The following is a 15,533-nucleotide window of genomic DNA, read 5'->3' as shown; positions in this document are numbered from 1 at the left end:
ACTCACGGGGCCAGCCTAACGCGAGGTCACGTGGTGAGCAGGCGAGGTTCGACGCGGAACTCCTTCACCCGGCCCTCGTCGTCACGCTCGATCTTGTAGGCGTAGCCCTTGGGGTCGACCGTGACGGCCTGGATGAACTCGCGGCCGACGTAGTGCAGGGCCACGCCCTCGTCGGCGGCGTACCCCTCGGGGAGCTCGCCCGAGGCGATCGACTCGTGCAGCAGGGTGCGGCGCTGCGGGTCGGAGTTGTAGTGCACCCCGCAGGAGTAGGGCAGCAGGCCGAGGCCCTCGGACCACGGGCGCAGGGTGGGGCCGAAGGAGTCGGTGTTGCCGCCGACGTGCCAGCACAGCGCCCCGGCGCTCTGCCCCGACAGCACCACGCCGGACCGCCAGGCCTCCTCGAAGGCCTCGTCCAGGCCGTGCAGCCGCCACAGGGCCGCCAGGTTGGCGACGCTTCCCCCGCTGACGTAGATGACGTCCTGCTCCAGGATCCACTCCCGGGGATCCTCGACATTGGGCATCGGGAACACCGTGAGATGGCTCACCTCGACGTCCCATGTTCGGAACGAGCCGTACATCTTCAGCAGCCAGTCGGCGTCGTCACCGGTCGCGGTGGCGAGCAGCCCGAGCTTCGGCCGGTCCTGGCCGGTCAGGTCGAGCGCGTAACGGAGCAGGGCTGAGGCTTCCAGGAAGCCGTGACGCGGGGTGGGACGGAACGAGCCGCCGCCGATGGCGACAATGTGGGACTGGCCGAGCCTGCTCATGATCTCTCCTGCTGCCTCGTGGGGGTCGAGTACGCCTCGCTCCCAGGACCACAGGGCCGAGTCGCGGCTTCCTCTCCCATTTCACCGGAACGGCCCCCTAGAGTATGGCGGCCAGTGCCTCGTCGAGACGCGGATGCCTGAACCGGTACCCCATCTCCAGCAGGCGGCGTGGCAGCACCCGCTGCCCGATGAGCACTCCCTCGTCCGCCAGGTCGCCCAGCCCGGCCCGCAGGGCGAAGCCCGGCACCGCCACGGGCATGGTCGGGCGCCGCAGGGCACGGCCCAGCGCCTTGGTGAACTCCGCGTTGGTGACCGGCGTGGGAGCCGTGAGGTTCACCGGCCCGGACACCTCGGGCTCGGCCATGATGTGGGTCACCGCGCCGAGCCAGTCGGGCAGCGAGATCCACGAGGTGTACTGCCGGCCGGAGCCCAGCGGAGCGCCGAGCCCCAGCTTGAAGATCGGCAGCATCCTGCCGAGGAAACCGCCCTCGGCGGTGAGCACATGGCCGGTGCGCATCCGTACGACCCGGACGCCGGCCTCCTCGGCGGGCGCGACCTCGGCCTCCCAGGCGAGGACCAGGTCGGCGAGCCACTGCCCGCGCGCGGGCGGGCCGCCCTGGCCGCGCGGGCGCGCCGGGGGCTCCCAGGACTCCTCCACCGGATGCTCGCCGGTGTCACCGTAGACACCGATGGCCGACCCGGACAGCAGGACGCCGGGCTTGCGCTCCAGCGTGGCGATCGTGGTGGCCAGGGTGCGGGTGCCCTGGACGCGGCTGTCGACGAGCTCGCGCCGGTAGTCGTCGGTCCAGCGCCTGTCGGCGACGCCCGCCCCGGCCAGGTGGACGACGGCCTCGGCCCCTTCCAGCACCGTGGGGTCGAGGAGGCCTTCGCGCGGGTCCCAGAAGGCCTCGTCGGGCTCCTCGGGCGTGCGGCGTACGAGCCTGACGACCGACCGGCCCTCGTCGCGCAGGGCGCGGACCAGGGCCGAACCGAGAAGTCCCGAAGAACCGGTGACGACGACTGCCATGTGATCACCCTACGTCGGCGAACCCCCGCCGCCAGGGCCCGGCCGCGCACCGCGTGTCAGCGACCAACGCAGTACGGCCCCGCGTGCGGCGGGGCCGTGTGCGCGTGCGGCCGGGCCCCGCCGCCGCACAGGACGCCGGGCGGGGCCCCGCCGCGAACGCGGGTCAGCTCAGGCCGAGCTGGTTCTCGAACCGGCCGTCCTCCAGGCGACGCTTGATCGTCGTCAGGAAGCGGGCGGCGTCGGCGCCGTCGACCAGGCGGTGGTCGTAGGTCAGCGCGAGGTACACCATCGAGCGGACCGCGATGACCTCGCCCTCGGGCGTGTCGAGCACCACCGGGCGCTTGACGACCGCGCCGGTGCCGAGGATCGCGACCTGCGGCTGGTTGATGATCGGCGTGTCGAACAGCGCGCCGCGGCTGCCGGTGTTGGTCAGCGTGAACGTGCCGCCGGACAGCTCGTCGGGGCTGACCTTGTTGGTGCGGGTGCGCTCGGCCAGGTCGGCGATCTTGCGGGCGAGGCCGGCCATGTTGAGGTCACCGGCGTCCTTGATGACCGCGGAGGCAAGGCCGCGCTCGGCGTCCACGGCGAACGCCAGGTGCTCGTGGTCGAAGTACGTGACCTCGTTGGTCTCGCTGTTGATCACCGCGTTGAGCTTCGGGTGCTGCTTGAGCGCCTCGACCGTCGCCAGCGCGAAGAACGGCATGAAGCTGAGCTTCACGCCCTCGCGGCGCTGGAAGTCGGCCTTGGCGCGGTCGCGCAGCCGCGCGATCTTGGTGACGTCGACCTCGACCACCGAGGTGAGCTGCGCGGACGACTGCAGCGACTCCATCGTCCTCTTGGCGATGGTCTGCCGCATGCGCGACATCTTCTCGGTGCGGCCGCGCAGCGTGGTGTCGGCCTGGACCGGCTCGGGAGCCGGGGCGGCGGCCTGCGCCGCGGGAGCCGCCTGCGCGGGCTGTGCGGCCTGCGCGGGGGCGGCCTGCGCGGCCTGGGCCTCGGCGGCCTGCGCCTGCGCGGCCTGCTCGCGCTGGACGCGCGCGGCCTCGAGCACGTCCTGCTTGCGGATGCGGCCGCCGACGCCGGTGCCGCTCAGCGAGTCGAGGTCGACGCCGTGCTCGCCCGCGAGCTTGCGGACCAGCGGCGTGACGTACGGGCTCTCGCCGCCGTTGGCGGCGGGCGCGATGGGCGACGGGGCCGCGGTCGCGGGCTGGGCCTGCTGCGGGGCCTGCGGGCGCGCCTGCTGCGGAGCGGGCTGCGGCGCGGGCGGCTGCGGGATCGAGGAGACCGGGGCGGGAGCGGGCTCGGGCGCCTTGGCCTGCTCGGGCTCGGGCTGCGGCTCGGGCTCCGGCTCTGCCTGGGCCTCCGGCTCGGCCTGCGCGGGAGCGGCGGCTCCGCCGGCGGAGCCGTCCTGATCGATGACGGCGAGCTCGGCGCCGACCTCGACGGTCTCGTCCTCGGCAACGACGATCTTGGTGAGAACGCCCGCGGACGGGGAGGGGATCTCGGTGTCGACCTTGTCGGTGGAGACTTCGAGCAAAGGCTCGTCGGTCTCGACCTGGTCCCCTTCCTTCTTCAACCACCGGGTGACGGTGCCCTCGGTCACGCTCTCGCCGAGCTGGGGCATGGTTACGGAAACCGGCATGGTGTCTTCTCTCGCGTTTCCTGTGAGGGCTTAGTTGTGTACGTGCAGGGGCTTGCCGGCCAGGGCGAGCATCGCCTCGCCGACGGCCTCCGACTGGGTGGGGTGCGCGTGGATGAGCTGGGCCACCTCGGAGGGCAGGGCCTCCCAGTTGTAGATCAGCTGACCCTCGGTGACGAGCTCGCCCATGCGCTTGCCCACCATGTGGACCCCGAGCACCGGGCCGTCCTTCTGAGAAATGATCTTGACGGCGCCCTGGGTGCCGATGATCTGGCTCTTCGGGTTGCCGCCGAGGTCGTAGACCAGCTCGGTGATCTCGTAGCCCCGCTCCTTGGCGACGGCCGACGTGATGCCCACCGAGGCGACCTCGGGGTCGGAGTAGGTGATGCGCGGCACGCCGGCGTAGTCGATCGGGACGGGGGCGAGCCCCGCGATGTGCTCGGCGACGAGGATGCCCTCGGCGAAGCCGGCGTGCGCCAGCTGGAGCGTCGGGATCAGGTCGCCGACCGCGTAGACGCCGGGCACGCTCGTCTGGCAGAACTCGTCGACCACGACGGTGCCGCGCTCGATCGCGATGCCGGTCTCCTCGAAGCCCATGCCGGAGGCGACGGCACCACGGCCGACGGCCACCAGGAGCAGCTCGGCGTCGAAGGTCTTGCCGCCCTCCAGCGTCACGACGACGCCGGTGTCGGTGGTCTTCACGCTCTCGAAGCGCGTGCCCAGCTCGTACTTGATGCCCCGGCGGCGGAAGGCGCGCTCCAGGAGCTTGGAGCTGGACTCCTCCTCCAGCGGGAGCAGGTGGGGGAGGGCCTCGATGATCGTGACCTCGGAGCCGAACGACTTCCAGACGGAGGCGAACTCGACGCCGATGACGCCGCCGCCGAGAACGATCACCGAGGACGGGACGCGGTCGAGCTTCAGCGCGTGGTCGCTGGTGATGACCCGCTCGCCGTCGATGTCGAGGCCGGGAAGGGACTTCGGCACGGAGCCGGTCGCCAGCACGATGCTGTGACCCTCGACGGCCTGGTCGCCCACGATGACGCGGTTGGGCCCCGCCAGCCGGCCCTCGCCTTCGATGATCGTGACGCCCCTGCTCTTGAGGAGGCCCTGGACGCCCTTCCAGGCGCGGTTCACGATCTTGTCCTTGAAGGCGTGGACGCCGCTCATCTCGATGCCCTCGAAGCGGGCCTTGACGCCCACGCTCGTGGCCTCACGAGTCTCGTCGGCGACCTCGGCCGCGTGCAGAAGCGCCTTTGTGGGGATGCATCCCCTGTGCAGGCACGTGCCGCCGATCTTGTCCTTCTCGATCAGCGCGACGGACTTGCCTAGCTCGGCCGCTCGCAGGGCGCAGGCGTAGCCACCGCTACCGCCGCCCAGGACAACGATGTCGAAGGGGCCGCTGCCATCAGCCACTGGAAAGCTCCTTGTCGGATCGGTGGGCCCTCAGGGCCGGGTCGTAACCGCTCTCACGGGGTGCCCGGCCTGCCCAACAGCATCTTTTCACTTGTCTCGCGTGTATGTGACGCGCTTGGCCGCCGGTCGCGGCCGGAGGCCTCGCGGCCGTTCGCGTCCTGCGCTCATCATGCCTCGCGGCCCGCCTGGTGACGTTCGGCCAGCGCGATCAGGGTACGAGTGATCATCCCGGTGCCGCCCTTGGGGGTGTACCCGTGCGGCGCCTCCTTGTTGAAGGCCGGCCCCGCGATGTCGACGTGGGCCCAGCGCACGCCCTCGGGGACGAACTCGCGCAGGAAGATGCCGGCGGCCAGCATGCTGCCGGAACGTTCCGGGTTGAGGTTCGCGATGTCGGCGATCGGGGAGTCGAGGCCCTTGCGCAGCTCCTCGGGGAGCGGCATGCCCCAGGCGGCCTCGCCCTGGGCCACGGCCACGTCGACGACCTCCTCGCGCAGCTCGTCGTCGGAGGCCATGACGCCGCAGGTGCGCCACCCGAGCGCGACGATCTGCCCGCCGGTGAGGGTGGCCACGTCGACGATGATGTCGGGGTTGTCCTCGCCGGCGCGGGCGATGCCGTCCACCAGGACCAGCCGGCCCTCGGCGTCGGTGTCGAGCACCTCGACGGTCTTGCCCGCGTAGGTGGTGAGCACGTCGGAGGGGCGCTGGGCGGTGCCGCTCGGCATGTTCTCCGCCAGGCAGAGGTAGCCGACGGCGTTGACCCGCAGGCCCAGCTTGGCGATGGCCAGCAGCGCGCCGAGCACCGCGCCGGCGCCGCCCATGTCGGACTTCATCCACGCCATGGACGCGGAGGGCTTGAGCGACAGGCCGCCGGAGTCGAAGGTGATGCCCTTGCCGACGAACGCCAGGGTGGTGTCGGCCTCGGGGTGGGTGTAGCCCAGGCGCACGAGCCGGGGCGGGTTGCCCGAGCCCTGCCCGACGCCGACGATGCCTCCGTAGCCGCCCTCCTTCAGCGCCACCTCGTCGAGGACCTCGACCGACAGGCCGGCCTTGGTGCCGCCCTCCTCGGCGATCTCCGCGAAGCGGGCGGGCGAGAGGTCGGACGGCGGCGTGTTCACGAGGTCGCGGACGAGCGTGACGGACTCGGCCAGCGTCGCGGCCCGGCTCACGGACACCTCAGCGCCGGGCGCGTCGCTCAGCACGACGATCTCGGCGAGCGGCGGCTTGTCCTCACCGCCGGTGCGGTACCTGGTGAAGTCGTAGGCGCCGAGCAGGCCGCCCAGGGCCACGGCCTCGGCCTGGGCCGGCGTCCTGGCGGGCAGTGCGAGGGCGGCGCGGGCCGTGCCGGCCAGGGAGCGGGTGGCGACACCGGCCGCGCGGCGCAGGACCTCCAGGTCGTACGCGCCGCTCTGCGCGGGAGCGTCTCCGAGGCCCACGGCGACGACCACGGGCGCGGGGCCCGCGCCGAAGGTCGGGATCTTGGCGATCTCGCCGGCCTTGCCGGAGAAGCCGAGCGCGCTCAGCGTCGCGGAGAGCCCGCCGCCGAGCGCGGTGTCGAGGGATTCCGCACCGGGCGCGGGACGGGGGCCGTCGGAAGAGGCATTGATGCCGACTACGAGGGCGTCGGTTTCCACCGACCCCGAGTCAAAAGCGTTAAGTCGCACTGTCGTCACGTAGGCCGATGCTAGCCGTGCTTGCCCCGTACGCATAAACGAGGGTTCGTCCTACGAATTCCTCACCTGGGTAAACGCCGATGATGCTACCCGATCTAGCACCATCTCGCCGATTGGTATGAATGGTGCTAATGTAACTAGCATCATGTTACTTACGCTCGACCTGAACGATCCGCGGCCGCTCCACGAGCAGGTGGCCGGGGCGGTCAGGCGCGCCGTCGCCTCGGGATCCGTGCTTCCCGGGCAGCGCCTGCCCTCCGCCCGCGAGCTCGCCGCCGCGCTCGGTGTGAACGCCAACACGGTCCTGCGCGCCCTTCGCGACCTGAGGGACGAGGGGGTGCTCGAGTTCCGCCGGGGTCGCGGGGTGTCGGTGCTCCGGCCTCCCGACGGGCGGGAGGTCCTCCTGCGCAGGTCGCGGGAGCTGCTCGAAGAGGCCGACCGGTACGGCTTCCGCCCCGAAGACGTCATAGAGATCATCAAGGAGTTGTCATGAGCCACCGGCCGAGGTTCCTCCTGGTGGCCGGCGCGTGGGTCGCGGCGGTCACCGGTGCGCTGGTCGCCGTCCCCCTCGTGCTGCGCGACCGGCTGCCCGAGCCGCTCGCCACGCACTGGGACACCTCGGGGGAGCCGAACGGCGCCATGTCCTTCTGGGTGGCGCTCCTGACGCAGGTGGGCACCTGGGCGCTGATCGCCGCCGTCGCGTCGTTCTCGCTCCTTCGCCGGGACGGCGTCCTGCACAGGGCGCGCCGGAGGGCGGCAGGGGCCATGCTCGGCGGCGGAGGCGGCTTCGTGGCGGCCCTGCAGGGCATGCTGCTCGCCGCCAACCTCGACCGCCCCGGCTGGCACGCCGCCGGGCGGCTCGACTGGCAGGTACTGCTCGCCGTCGGCGCCGCGGTGGCCGGGGGCGCTCTCGGCTGGCTGGCCGCCTCCCCCGGGCCGGACGAGCCGTACGCCCGGGAGCCGGTGGAGCAGCCCAGGATGCGGCTGCGGCCGGGCCAGCGGGTGGTGTGGATGTCCTCGGCGTCGAACCCCGGGGCGGTGGCGCTCGGGGTCGTGGGCCTGGTGGGGGCCCTGGTGCTCGCCCTGTCCAGCCTCACCGTCGGGGTCGACGGCCTAAGGTTCACGGCCGGCTCGCTCGCCGTCATCGGCGTGATAGGGCTCGCGGTGTCCACGGTCCGGGTCCGGGTGAGCGACCAGGGCGTGGTCATCTCCTTCGGCCCGTTCCGCTGGCCGAGCCGCAAGCTCGCCCTGAGAAGGATCCAGAGCGCGAGGGCCGAGGAGCGTCATCCGCTGCAGGTCGGCGGCTGGGGGCTGCGGGGGCTACCGGGAAGCGCCACGATCATGGTCCGCGGCGGCGAGTGCCTCGTCGTCCGCTACCCCTCCGGGGGCGAGCTCGGGATCACCGTCGACGACGCGGCTCACGGGGCGGCCCTGCTGAACGCCCTCATCGCCGAACGATCGGACGCCGCCTGACCACCCGCTTTCAGGCGGGTCAGGGAGTGGCGGCGCAGATGACCAGGGCGGTGGCGGTGGCCACCTCGACCAGCGCGCCGAGCACGTCGCCGGTGATCCCGCCGAGCCGCCTGGTGGCGTGGGCCCGGAGCGCCCACGCCGCGCCGAGCCCGGCCGCGACCGCCAGGGGATAGGTCACGGGGCCGCCAGTGAGCAGGCCGAGTGCCATGGCCGCCACGACGGTGACGGCCGTGGCGATGATCGCGGTGCTCTGGCGCACCGTCCCGGCCACCATGGCGCCGAGGCCGCCCGGCCGGGCGGAGGGCACGCCCGCCAGGCAGGCCCACGTCAGGGCCAGGCGCCCGGTGACGCAGGCCAGCACTAGCGCGGCCGGCCCGGCCTCGGCCGCGGCGGCGGCCTGGGCGAGCACCGTGAACACCAGCGTCACCACGCCGAACGGCCCGATGTCCGAGCGCTTCATGATCTCAAGCGCCCGGTCGGCCGGCTTCCCGCTGCCGAGGCCGTCGGCCAGGTCGGCGAGGCCGTCCAGGTGCAGGCCGCGGGTCAGCACGGCGAGCGAGCCGAGGGCCAGGGCCGCCGCGAGCAGCGGCGAGACCAGGAACGCGGCGACGGCCATGACGGCCGCCGCCGCGAGGCCGAGCAGCAGCCCGACCAGCGGCGCCAGTGTCATGGCCCAGCCGGCGGTCGTGCGGTCGACGCGAGGCACCCCCACGGGCCAGATGCTCAGCGTGCCGACGGCGAGGCGCAGCCCCGCGGCCACCGGCTCCTCCGGGACGTCGGTCGCGGCCATGTCAGGCGGAAAGGGGGACGACGCGGCCGGCCACGACGAGGACGGCCTCTTCCGACTCCGCCGCCAGCCGCTGGTTCAGGCGGCCGAGCGCGTCGCGGAACACGCGCCCGCTGGCCGTCGCGGGCACCACGCTGAGGCCGACCTCGTCGCTGACCGCCACCACCTGTGCCCGGGTCTGCCGCCAGGCCGCCACCAGGTCGTCGCAGCGGGCCGCGACGGCGTCCAGCGCCGTGCCGAACCGGCCGGGCTTGCGTCCCCTGGGACGGTCGTGCGCGGGATCCCCCCACGCGCCGCACCCGTCGAACACCGCCGCGAGCCAGGTGCCTATGCCGTCCACGAGCAGCGGGCCGGTCTCCGACCTGAGCAGCGCCTCCAGCTCGGTGGTCTCGATGGTCGTCCAGTACGGCGGGCGGCGCCGCTGGTGGGCGCGCACCCTGGCCAGCCAGTCGGCGTCCCTCCCGCCGGTCGGCCCGGTGGCGACGTAGGTGACGTCGGGCTCGGCCATCAGCCGCATCTCGGCCTCGGTGGACTTGCCCGAGCGGGCGCCCCCGAGCACCAGCGCCCGTCTCGGCGCGAGCGTCCTGGCCGGCGCCGGCCGGCGCGTGTCGAGGATCGTGCCGTCGTCGACCACCTGGGCTCCCCAGTACGCCAGGCGCCGGCCGACCTCGGCCTCCGAGGGCAGGCGGTGGTCGAGGTGGATCGCGACCACCTGGGTCCGCGCGGTGACGAGCCCGCGCCGCCGCAGGTCGCCCAGGCGCTGAGGGTGGTCGAGAAGGTCGATGAGCACCAGGTCGTAGGCCTCCTCCGCCCAGCTCGGCGAGGGAGACCCGCACTGGTCGTCCGGCGAGACGGCGTGCAGGACCCGGCCGCGGTCGGGGCCGCTCACCGCGTAGCCGTCCGGCGTGACGATCATCCGATAGCCCTTGGGAAGCGTGGCGGGGGGCGCGAGCGGGAGGCCGGCGGGCGGCGAGAGCCGCACCACGTCGTCGAGCACGATGGCGGTCGGCAGCCGGTGGCCGGGGGACAGCCGGCCGCAGGAGGCGCAGCCGCACGCGGGCTCGGGCCACCCATAGGGCCCGGCCGTGCCGGAGAGCAGTACCTTCACTACGCCCTGACCGCGGGGAGGGGCTCGGCCGCCGTCGCGAGTCCGGGTCCGGCGGCGGGCGCCGGGAGACGGAACGTGGGCGGCATGAGTCGGCCTCCATCCTCGGTGGGTCTCGCGCTACGGCTCGTCCCGTTGGTTCTCCTGGCCCGTCTGGCCTGTCCCGACGCGCTCACGGCAAGATCTGCGGCACACTCCAGGAGATAGGGTCTGCACAGCCTGTTGAAGGCATTGGGCAAACCCCACGAAAAGGAGCGTATGGCATGACTTGGCGCTGGCGATATGAAAATGCTAATGGTGGTGAGGTTACGGACGGCCCGCTTCCGCGCGAGATCTTTCCAAGTCAGGCCGATGCGGAGTCATGGCTCGGAGAAAACTGGCGAACCCTTCTGAATTCCGGAGTCGAGCAGGTCTCGCTCCTGGAAGACGACAAGGTCGAGTACGGCGGGATGTCCCTGCGTGCCGAGTGACGGCCGGGCCCCTCGCCTATTCCTGTGGCCCGTGTGACGAATGTTGTCAAGTGACCGGGAACGCAAGGGGCCCGTGACGCCTTTACGGTCGCGCCTTTAACGCCACTATCACTACGGCCGGGCCGCCGGGCTCTCGGTCCGGGCGGGGTCCCGCTCCACGACCGGGCCGAGCACGTCGTCGATCCTGGCGATGACGTCGTCGTCGAGCTTCACCCCGGACGCCTTGACGTTGTCGCGCACCTGCTCCGGCCGCGTGGCCCCGACGATGGCCGACGAGACGTTCGGGTTGTGCAGCACCCACGCCACCGCGAGCTGCGCCATCGTCAGCCCGAGGTCGGCCGCGATGGGCTTGAGGTCCTGCACCCGGGTGAGCACGTCGTCGCCGAGCATGCGGGTGATGAAGCCCGACCCGGTGGGGTCGGTGGCCCGCGATCCCTGCGGCGGGGGCTGCCCCGGCAGGTACTTCCCGGTGAGCACGCCCTGCGCGATGGGGGACCACACGATCTGCCCGACCCCCTCCTTCTCGCACAGCGGCACGATCTCGGCCTCGATCACGCGCCACAGCATGGAGTACTGGGGCTGGTTGGACACCAGGCGGTCGAAGCCCATCTCGTCGGCGATCCTGAGCGCGTCGGCGATCTGCGAGGCCTTCCACTCGCTGACGCCCACGTAGAGGACCTTGCCCTGGCGCACGAGGTCGTCGAAGGTCTTCAGCGTCTCTTCGAGCGGCGTCTCGTAGTCGTACCGGTGCGCCTGGTAGAGGTCGACGTAGTCGGTCTGCAGGCGGCGCAGCGAGCCGTTGATGCTCTCGGTGATGTGCTTGCGCGACAGGCCCCGGTCGTTCTGCCCGGCGCCGGTCGGCCAGTAGACCTTCGTGAAGATCTCCAGGGACTCGCGGCGGACGCCCTTCAGCGCGCGGCCGAGGACCTCCTCGGCCCGGGTGCCCGCGTAGACGTCGGCGGTGTCGAAGGTGGTGATCCCCTCGTCCAGGGCCGCGCTGACGCACTGCTTGGCGGCGTCCTCCTCGACCTGGGAACCGTGGGTGATCCAGTTGCCGTAGCTGATCTCACTGACTTTGAGACCGCTGCGGCCAAGATGGCGAAATTGCATGCGACCGACACTAGCCGCCGCCTTTCGGTGATCTGATTCGGGATAGTCTGCCCGGCGTGCGGCGGCTGATCACTTCGAGATTCGTACGGCTCGCGCTCGCGGTGACCACCGCGGGCGCCGTCATCGGTGCGGCGGTGTGGGCCTGGCGGTCCCTGCCGCGGCGTGGTGGCCCGCCGTCGCCGCAAAATCCCGTACGGGACCCCGCGCTCGTGCTTGACGGGGAAGGGCAACCCGGCGCGGAGCCCGAGCGGGCGGAACCCGTCCTCGGCCGTCCCTCGGCGGCGGACCTGAAGCGCTACGACAGGCCGGAGGGCGGAGCCGCCGTCGCCCGGCTCCTGAACGGCGAGTCGATCCGATGGAGGCCGGTGGGCCGTCTGGGCTACCTGGCCGCCGCGCTGTGCGGCGTCGTCATCGCCGGCCAGTTCTTCGAGCAGGCGGTCTTCGGCCCGTCGGATCAAGCGTCGGCGGGCGACGACTTCTGGTCCTGCGGGGTGATCTGCTCGCTGTGGACCGAGGGCCGGACGACGGGCTTTGATCGCCGGTATGCCGATATGGCCGGCGAGGATCCGAGCCAGGGCAGCGTCCTGCTGGAGCCGCCGGACCCTGCCTGCACACCGGCCACGCAGGCGGTGGTCCCGCGTCCGGTGGACCCGCGCGTGGCCAAGGCGGTCGATCACCAGTGGCGGCGGATCGAGAAGTGGCTCAGGGCCCGCGCGCCCGTCACGTACGGCGAGCTCCGGCCTCCCGCGAGCGCCGGGGCCATCGCGCTCGCGGAGTCGCGGATGGGGGTGCGCCTGCCCGCGAGCCTGCGCGCGTCCCTGCTCCGCCACAACGGCTCCCGCGCCACCGGCTTCGGGTTCCCCGGCGCGGGCACCACAGGCGTACGGGCCCTGGGCGTGCGGGAGATGATCCGTGACACCTGGCGCGCGCCGTGCGCAGGAGGCGGTGCCGGAGCCGTGAACGGCCGCGGGATCCTCTTCGCCGGCTTCGAGGGAGGGCCGGGACTGGAGGCCGACCCCGAGCGCGGCGTCGAAGTGCTCAGCGGGGACGGCCTCATGTCCGGCGTGGAGATCGGCTGGTCGTCGTACTACGCGCTGCTCAGGGACACGGCGCGCTCCCTGAAGAGCGGACGCCCGCTGCGGGGCCTGCGACCGGAGGTGAGCGCGGGCCGGCTGCTCTGGACGCCGGCCCGATGAGCGGTCACCTCTTGGGCGGGACGGGCTTGCCGCCGGGAAGCAGCATGGGCGGAGGGAAGCGCAGGCGGCGGATCTGCATCGCCCGCATGGCGGCGTAGAAGCCGACGCCCTTGAGGCTCTCGTCGGGGAACCGCTTCGCCGCCTCCTTCTTGACCCGCTGGGCCACGAAGAACGAGCTGCCCGCCACCGCGACGATCATCAGCGGCCACAGGATCGTGATCGCGTAGGAGTAGAGCAGCATGCCGGTCTGGCCGCCGAACATGGGGATCGTCCACAGGACGACCAGCAGGAGCAGCGAGACGGGGAGGAAGTACTGGCTGATGGTGCGCCGGGAGTCGACCCAGTCGCGGGCGAGCTTGCGCGTCGGACCTCGGTCACGGGCGGGCAGGTAGCGCTCCTCGCCCTTCAGCATGCCCTCGCGCGCGCGGACGCGCTCGGCGGCCTGGCGTTCGCGCGCCTGCTTGTAGGCCTCTTTGCGGTTGGTGGGGGCGGTCACCGGCTGGCGGCGGCGGCCTTGGGCCTCGCGGCGCTTGGGGGTAGGGCGACCCTTTCCCATGCTTTTGGCCTGCGTCTCGGAAGACGAGGAGGGGGAGTCATCCACGGGGGCCTGCGTACGACGTCGGAACACGACGTCAGCCTACCGGCGGTGCAACTTAATGACGCCCTCGTGCGTTATGCGTAGGGTGGACCTAGGCGACTTTGCCGCGATAATCGGGGGCTGACGATGAGTGAGCAGCCTATGGAGTTGCGAGTCGGCGCAAGGGAGCATGGATGCCAGCGCAGCGAGCATACGGCCAGCGAGCGTCGCAGCCAGCGGGAGCATAGGCACAGCACTACCAAGAAGGGGACGGCCAACGCGCATGAGCGTGATGAAGAGACTTTCCTTGATCTTCAAGTCCAAGGCCAACAAGGCCTTGGACAAGATGGAAGATCCGCGCGAGACCCTCGACTACTCCTATCAGCGGCAGCTTGAGCTACTGCAGAAGGTTCGCCGGGGCGTGGCCGACGTCGCCACCTCGCGCAAGCGGGTTGAGCTGCAGATCAACCAGATTCAGCAGAAGGCCACCAAGCTGGAGGACCAGGGTCGCAAGGCCCTCAGCGTGGGGCGCGAGGACCTCGCCCGCGAGGCTCTGAGCCGCCGCTCCTCGCTGCAGACCCAGATCGCCGACCTGCAGGTGCAGCACAACAACCTGCAGGGCGAGGAGGAGAAGCTCACCCTCGCGAGCCAGCGCCTCCAGGCCAAGGTCGACTCCTTCCGCCACAAGAAGGAGACCATCAAGGCCACCTACACCGCGGCCGAGGCACAGACGCGCATCAACGAGGCGTTCTCCGGCATCTCCGAGGAGATGGGCGACGTGGGTCTCGCGATCCAGCGCGCCGAGGACAAGACCGCCCAGATGCAGGCGCGCGCGGGCGCGATCGACGAGCTGCTGGCGAGTGGCGCGCTCGACGACTTCAGCGGCTCGCGTCCCGACGACATCCAGGCCGAGCTCGACCGCATGGGCGGCGGCAGCGACGTGGAGCTGGAGCTCGCCCGCATGAAGGCCGAGCTGGGCCAGGGTCCCGCGCCGCGTGACGCGATCGAGGCCGGCCAGCCGGGTCAGCAGCACGCTCCGCAGGCGGCCCCGCAGCAGCAGTCGCAGCCGACCCAGCAGTACCGTCAGCCGGGGGAGGGCCTGTGATCGTCCGAATCATGGGCGAGGGGCAGTGCGAGATCGCCGAAGGCGACATCGACGTGCTCAACACCCTCGACAGCGAGCTAGAGGCCGCGATCGAGACCGACGACGAGGCCCAGTTCCGCTCGAAGCTCCACGCGCTGCTCGACAAGGTGCGGCAGATCGGCAAGCCGCTGCCGGACGATGCCCTGGAGCCCTCGGAGCTGATTTTGCCCCCGGCCGACGCTTCGATCGATGAAGTCAGGGGCATGCTTGGCGATTCAGGTCTTATACCAGGCTAGTTTGGATATATGACACAAACCCGGTATGCCCCCGACCGGGGTCTCACCGTGCGCATGGTCGTGACCATGTTCCTGCTCGGCTTGCTTTACGTCGTCTTCGTGGGCGTCCTGATCGTCATGGGAGTCCAGGCGATCGTCGTGCTCGTCCTCGCCGGGGGCCTCCTGCTGGTGCAGTACTTCTTCTCCGACAAGATCGCGCTGTTCGCGATGCACGGGAAAGAGGTCTCCCCGCAGGAGGCGCCTGAGCTCCACGGCCTCGTCGACAGGCTGAGCGTCCTGGCCGACTCCCCGAAGCCCCGCGTGGCGATCGCCGACAGCGACGTCCCGAACGCCTTCGCCACCGGCCGCAACCAGAAGAACTCCGTCGTCTGCGTGACCACCGGCCTGCTGCGGCGGCTCGACCCGCTGGAGCTCGAAGGCGTCGTCGCCCACGAGATGTCCCACGTCGCGCACCGCGACGTCGCGGTGATGACCATCGCGTCCTTCCTCGGCATCGTCGCCGGCCTGATGACCCGCTTCGCGCTGTACTCCGGGCTCGGCCGCGACCGGGGCAACAACAACGGCCCCCCGATCGGCCTCATCATCATGCTGGTCTCGATGGTGGTGTACGCGATCAGCTTCCTGCTCACCCGCGCGCTGTCGCGCTACCGCGAGCTGTCGGCCGACCGGGCCGGCGCCCTGCTCACCCAGCGGCCCAGCGCCCTCGCGAGCGCGCTGGTCAAGGTGACGGGCGAGATGTCCCGCATCCCTACGCGCGACCTGCGCGATGCGCAGCCGTTCAACGCCTTCTTCTTCGCCCCCGCGCTCTCCAGCCGCAACGGGGCGAGCCTGGCCACTCTGTTCGCCACCCACCCGCCGCTGGAGCGCAGGCTGGAGCAGCTCAGCCTGATCGCCGCCCAGCTCGGCCGGGGGGCCTGAGCGC

16 protein-coding genes are annotated in these 15,533 nt (G+C 71.7%); 7 read left to right on the top strand and 9 right to left on the bottom strand.

The window, feature by feature from the left end; translation table 11 throughout:
- Positions 1–26 precede the first annotated feature (26 nt).
- The 5 genes from ACOZ38_RS31850 to ACOZ38_RS31830 all read right to left on the bottom strand — a co-directional run bounded on the left by ACOZ38_RS31850 (position 27) and on the right by ACOZ38_RS31830 (position 6,549).
- On the bottom strand, positions 27–764 hold the full coding sequence (locus tag ACOZ38_RS31850) for a Type 1 glutamine amidotransferase-like domain-containing protein (RefSeq protein WP_424534774.1): 738 nt from the start codon (positions 762–764) through the stop codon (positions 27–29).
- 97 nt (positions 765–861) lie between these two features.
- Complete coding sequence (locus ACOZ38_RS31845) at positions 862–1,791, bottom strand: TIGR01777 family oxidoreductase (RefSeq protein ID WP_424534773.1); 930 nt, start codon at positions 1,789–1,791, stop codon at positions 862–864.
- A gap of 163 nt (positions 1,792–1,954) precedes the next feature.
- Positions 1,955–3,433, bottom strand: a complete 1,479-nt coding sequence (sucB, locus tag ACOZ38_RS31840; protein WP_405139195.1) for a 2-oxoglutarate dehydrogenase, E2 component, dihydrolipoamide succinyltransferase — start codon at positions 3,431–3,433, stop codon at positions 1,955–1,957.
- A 30-nt stretch (positions 3,434–3,463) separates the two neighbouring features.
- Positions 3,464–4,843, bottom strand: a complete 1,380-nt coding sequence (lpdA, locus tag ACOZ38_RS31835) for a dihydrolipoyl dehydrogenase (RefSeq protein WP_424534772.1) — start codon at positions 4,841–4,843, stop codon at positions 3,464–3,466.
- Between the two features lie 167 nt (positions 4,844–5,010).
- Positions 5,011–6,549 carry a leucyl aminopeptidase gene (locus ACOZ38_RS31830; protein WP_424534771.1) on the bottom strand — a complete coding sequence of 513 codons (1,539 nt, stop codon included), beginning with the start codon at positions 6,547–6,549 and terminating at the stop codon, positions 5,011–5,013.
- 109 nt (positions 6,550–6,658) lie between these two features.
- On the opposite strand from ACOZ38_RS31830, the gene ACOZ38_RS31825 reads away from it, so the two are divergent.
- Positions 6,659–7,006: a GntR family transcriptional regulator gene (locus ACOZ38_RS31825; protein WP_424534770.1), complete on the top strand. Its 348-nt coding sequence runs from the start codon at positions 6,659–6,661 to the stop codon at positions 7,004–7,006.
- Positions 7,003–7,986, top strand: a complete 984-nt coding sequence (locus tag ACOZ38_RS31820) for a DUF1648 domain-containing protein (protein ID WP_424534769.1) — start codon at positions 7,003–7,005, stop codon at positions 7,984–7,986. The genes ACOZ38_RS31825 and ACOZ38_RS31820 overlap by 4 nt, the downstream gene beginning before the upstream one ends.
- A 19-nt stretch (positions 7,987–8,005) precedes the next feature.
- Here ACOZ38_RS31820 and ACOZ38_RS31815 read toward each other — a convergent pair whose 3' ends face one another.
- Both ACOZ38_RS31815 and ACOZ38_RS31810 read right to left on the bottom strand, forming a co-directional pair.
- Positions 8,006–8,776, bottom strand: a complete 771-nt coding sequence (locus ACOZ38_RS31815) for an adenosylcobinamide-GDP ribazoletransferase (protein ID WP_424534768.1) — start codon at positions 8,774–8,776, stop codon at positions 8,006–8,008.
- 1 nt (position 8,777) lies between these two features.
- Positions 8,778–9,881 (bottom strand): bifunctional adenosylcobinamide kinase/adenosylcobinamide-phosphate guanylyltransferase, encoded by a 1,104-nt coding sequence (locus ACOZ38_RS31810; protein ID WP_424534767.1) that lies wholly within the window; start codon positions 9,879–9,881, stop codon positions 8,778–8,780.
- A gap of 260 nt (positions 9,882–10,141) precedes the next feature.
- Between ACOZ38_RS31810 and ACOZ38_RS31805 the strand changes: the two genes are divergently transcribed.
- Entirely contained in the window at positions 10,142–10,348 is a 207-nt protein-coding gene (locus ACOZ38_RS31805; RefSeq protein ID WP_363916499.1) for a hypothetical protein, read from the top strand.
- 111 nt (positions 10,349–10,459) lie between these two features.
- Here ACOZ38_RS31805 and ACOZ38_RS31800 read toward each other — a convergent pair whose 3' ends face one another.
- Complete coding sequence (locus ACOZ38_RS31800) at positions 10,460–11,458, bottom strand: aldo/keto reductase family protein (RefSeq protein ID WP_405151928.1); 999 nt, start codon at positions 11,456–11,458, stop codon at positions 10,460–10,462.
- 56 nt (positions 11,459–11,514) lie between these two features.
- On the opposite strand from ACOZ38_RS31800, the gene ACOZ38_RS31795 reads away from it, so the two are divergent.
- A complete protein-coding gene (locus ACOZ38_RS31795; protein WP_424534766.1) occupies positions 11,515–12,654 on the top strand; it encodes a hypothetical protein in 1,140 nt (379 codons plus the stop codon).
- Positions 12,655–12,658: 4 nt separating this feature from the next.
- On the opposite strand, the gene ACOZ38_RS31790 is transcribed toward ACOZ38_RS31795, so the two are convergent.
- On the bottom strand, positions 12,659–13,210 hold the full coding sequence (locus tag ACOZ38_RS31790) for a DUF3043 domain-containing protein (protein ID WP_424534765.1): 552 nt from the start codon (positions 13,208–13,210) through the stop codon (positions 12,659–12,661).
- 304 nt (positions 13,211–13,514) lie between these two features.
- Here ACOZ38_RS31790 and ACOZ38_RS31785 point away from each other — a divergent pair, with 304 nt between their 5' ends.
- The 3 genes from ACOZ38_RS31785 to htpX are packed head-to-tail and all read left to right on the top strand — an operon-like array spanning position 13,515 to position 15,529.
- A complete protein-coding gene (locus ACOZ38_RS31785) occupies positions 13,515–14,336 on the top strand; it encodes a PspA/IM30 family protein (RefSeq protein WP_405151925.1) in 822 nt (273 codons plus the stop codon).
- Positions 14,333–14,611 carry a PspA-associated protein PspAA gene (gene pspAA / locus ACOZ38_RS31780; protein ID WP_358549423.1) on the top strand — a complete coding sequence of 93 codons (279 nt, stop codon included), beginning with the start codon at positions 14,333–14,335 and terminating at the stop codon, positions 14,609–14,611. Before ACOZ38_RS31785 ends, pspAA begins: the two co-directional genes overlap by 4 nt.
- 9 nt (positions 14,612–14,620) lie before the next feature.
- Entirely contained in the window at positions 14,621–15,529 is a 909-nt protein-coding gene (gene htpX / locus ACOZ38_RS31775; protein WP_424534764.1) for a zinc metalloprotease HtpX, read from the top strand.
- Positions 15,530–15,533 lie beyond the last annotated feature (4 nt).

This window comes from Sphaerisporangium viridialbum (assembly GCF_049674955.1).
Lineage (GTDB): Bacteria > Actinomycetota > Actinomycetes > Streptosporangiales > Streptosporangiaceae > Sphaerisporangium > Sphaerisporangium viridialbum.
Note: the sequence above shows the minus strand (reverse complement) of the source record. Positions and strands in the feature narration are given on the sequence as shown.

Bases quoted from the DNA above. Each gene is read 5' to 3' on its own strand.
- ACOZ38_RS31850 (WP_424534774.1), bottom strand. From the start codon at position 764: ATGAGCAGGCTCGGCCAGTCCCACATTGTCGCCATCGGCGGCGGCTCG.
- ACOZ38_RS31845 (WP_424534773.1), bottom strand. From the start codon at position 1,791: ATGGCAGTCGTCGTCACCGGTTCTTCGGGACTTCTCGGTTCGGCCCTG.
- sucB (WP_405139195.1), bottom strand. From the start codon at position 3,433: ATGCCGGTTTCCGTAACCATGCCCCAGCTCGGCGAGAGCGTGACCGAG.
- ACOZ38_RS31830 (WP_424534771.1), bottom strand. From the start codon at position 6,549: ATGCGTACGGGGCAAGCACGGCTAGCATCGGCCTACGTGACGACAGTG.
- ACOZ38_RS31825 (WP_424534770.1), top strand. From the start codon at position 6,659: ATGTTACTTACGCTCGACCTGAACGATCCGCGGCCGCTCCACGAGCAG.
- ACOZ38_RS31820 (WP_424534769.1), top strand. From the start codon at position 7,003: ATGAGCCACCGGCCGAGGTTCCTCCTGGTGGCCGGCGCGTGGGTCGCG.
- ACOZ38_RS31815 (WP_424534768.1), bottom strand. From the start codon at position 8,776: ATGGCCGCGACCGACGTCCCGGAGGAGCCGGTGGCCGCGGGGCTGCGC.
- ACOZ38_RS31805 (WP_363916499.1), top strand. From the start codon at position 10,142: ATGACTTGGCGCTGGCGATATGAAAATGCTAATGGTGGTGAGGTTACG.
- ACOZ38_RS31800 (WP_405151928.1), bottom strand. From the start codon at position 11,458: ATGCAATTTCGCCATCTTGGCCGCAGCGGTCTCAAAGTCAGTGAGATC.
- ACOZ38_RS31790 (WP_424534765.1), bottom strand. From the start codon at position 13,210: ATGGGAAAGGGTCGCCCTACCCCCAAGCGCCGCGAGGCCCAAGGCCGC.
- ACOZ38_RS31785 (WP_405151925.1), top strand. From the start codon at position 13,515: ATGAGCGTGATGAAGAGACTTTCCTTGATCTTCAAGTCCAAGGCCAAC.
- htpX (WP_424534764.1), top strand. From the start codon at position 14,621: ATGACACAAACCCGGTATGCCCCCGACCGGGGTCTCACCGTGCGCATG.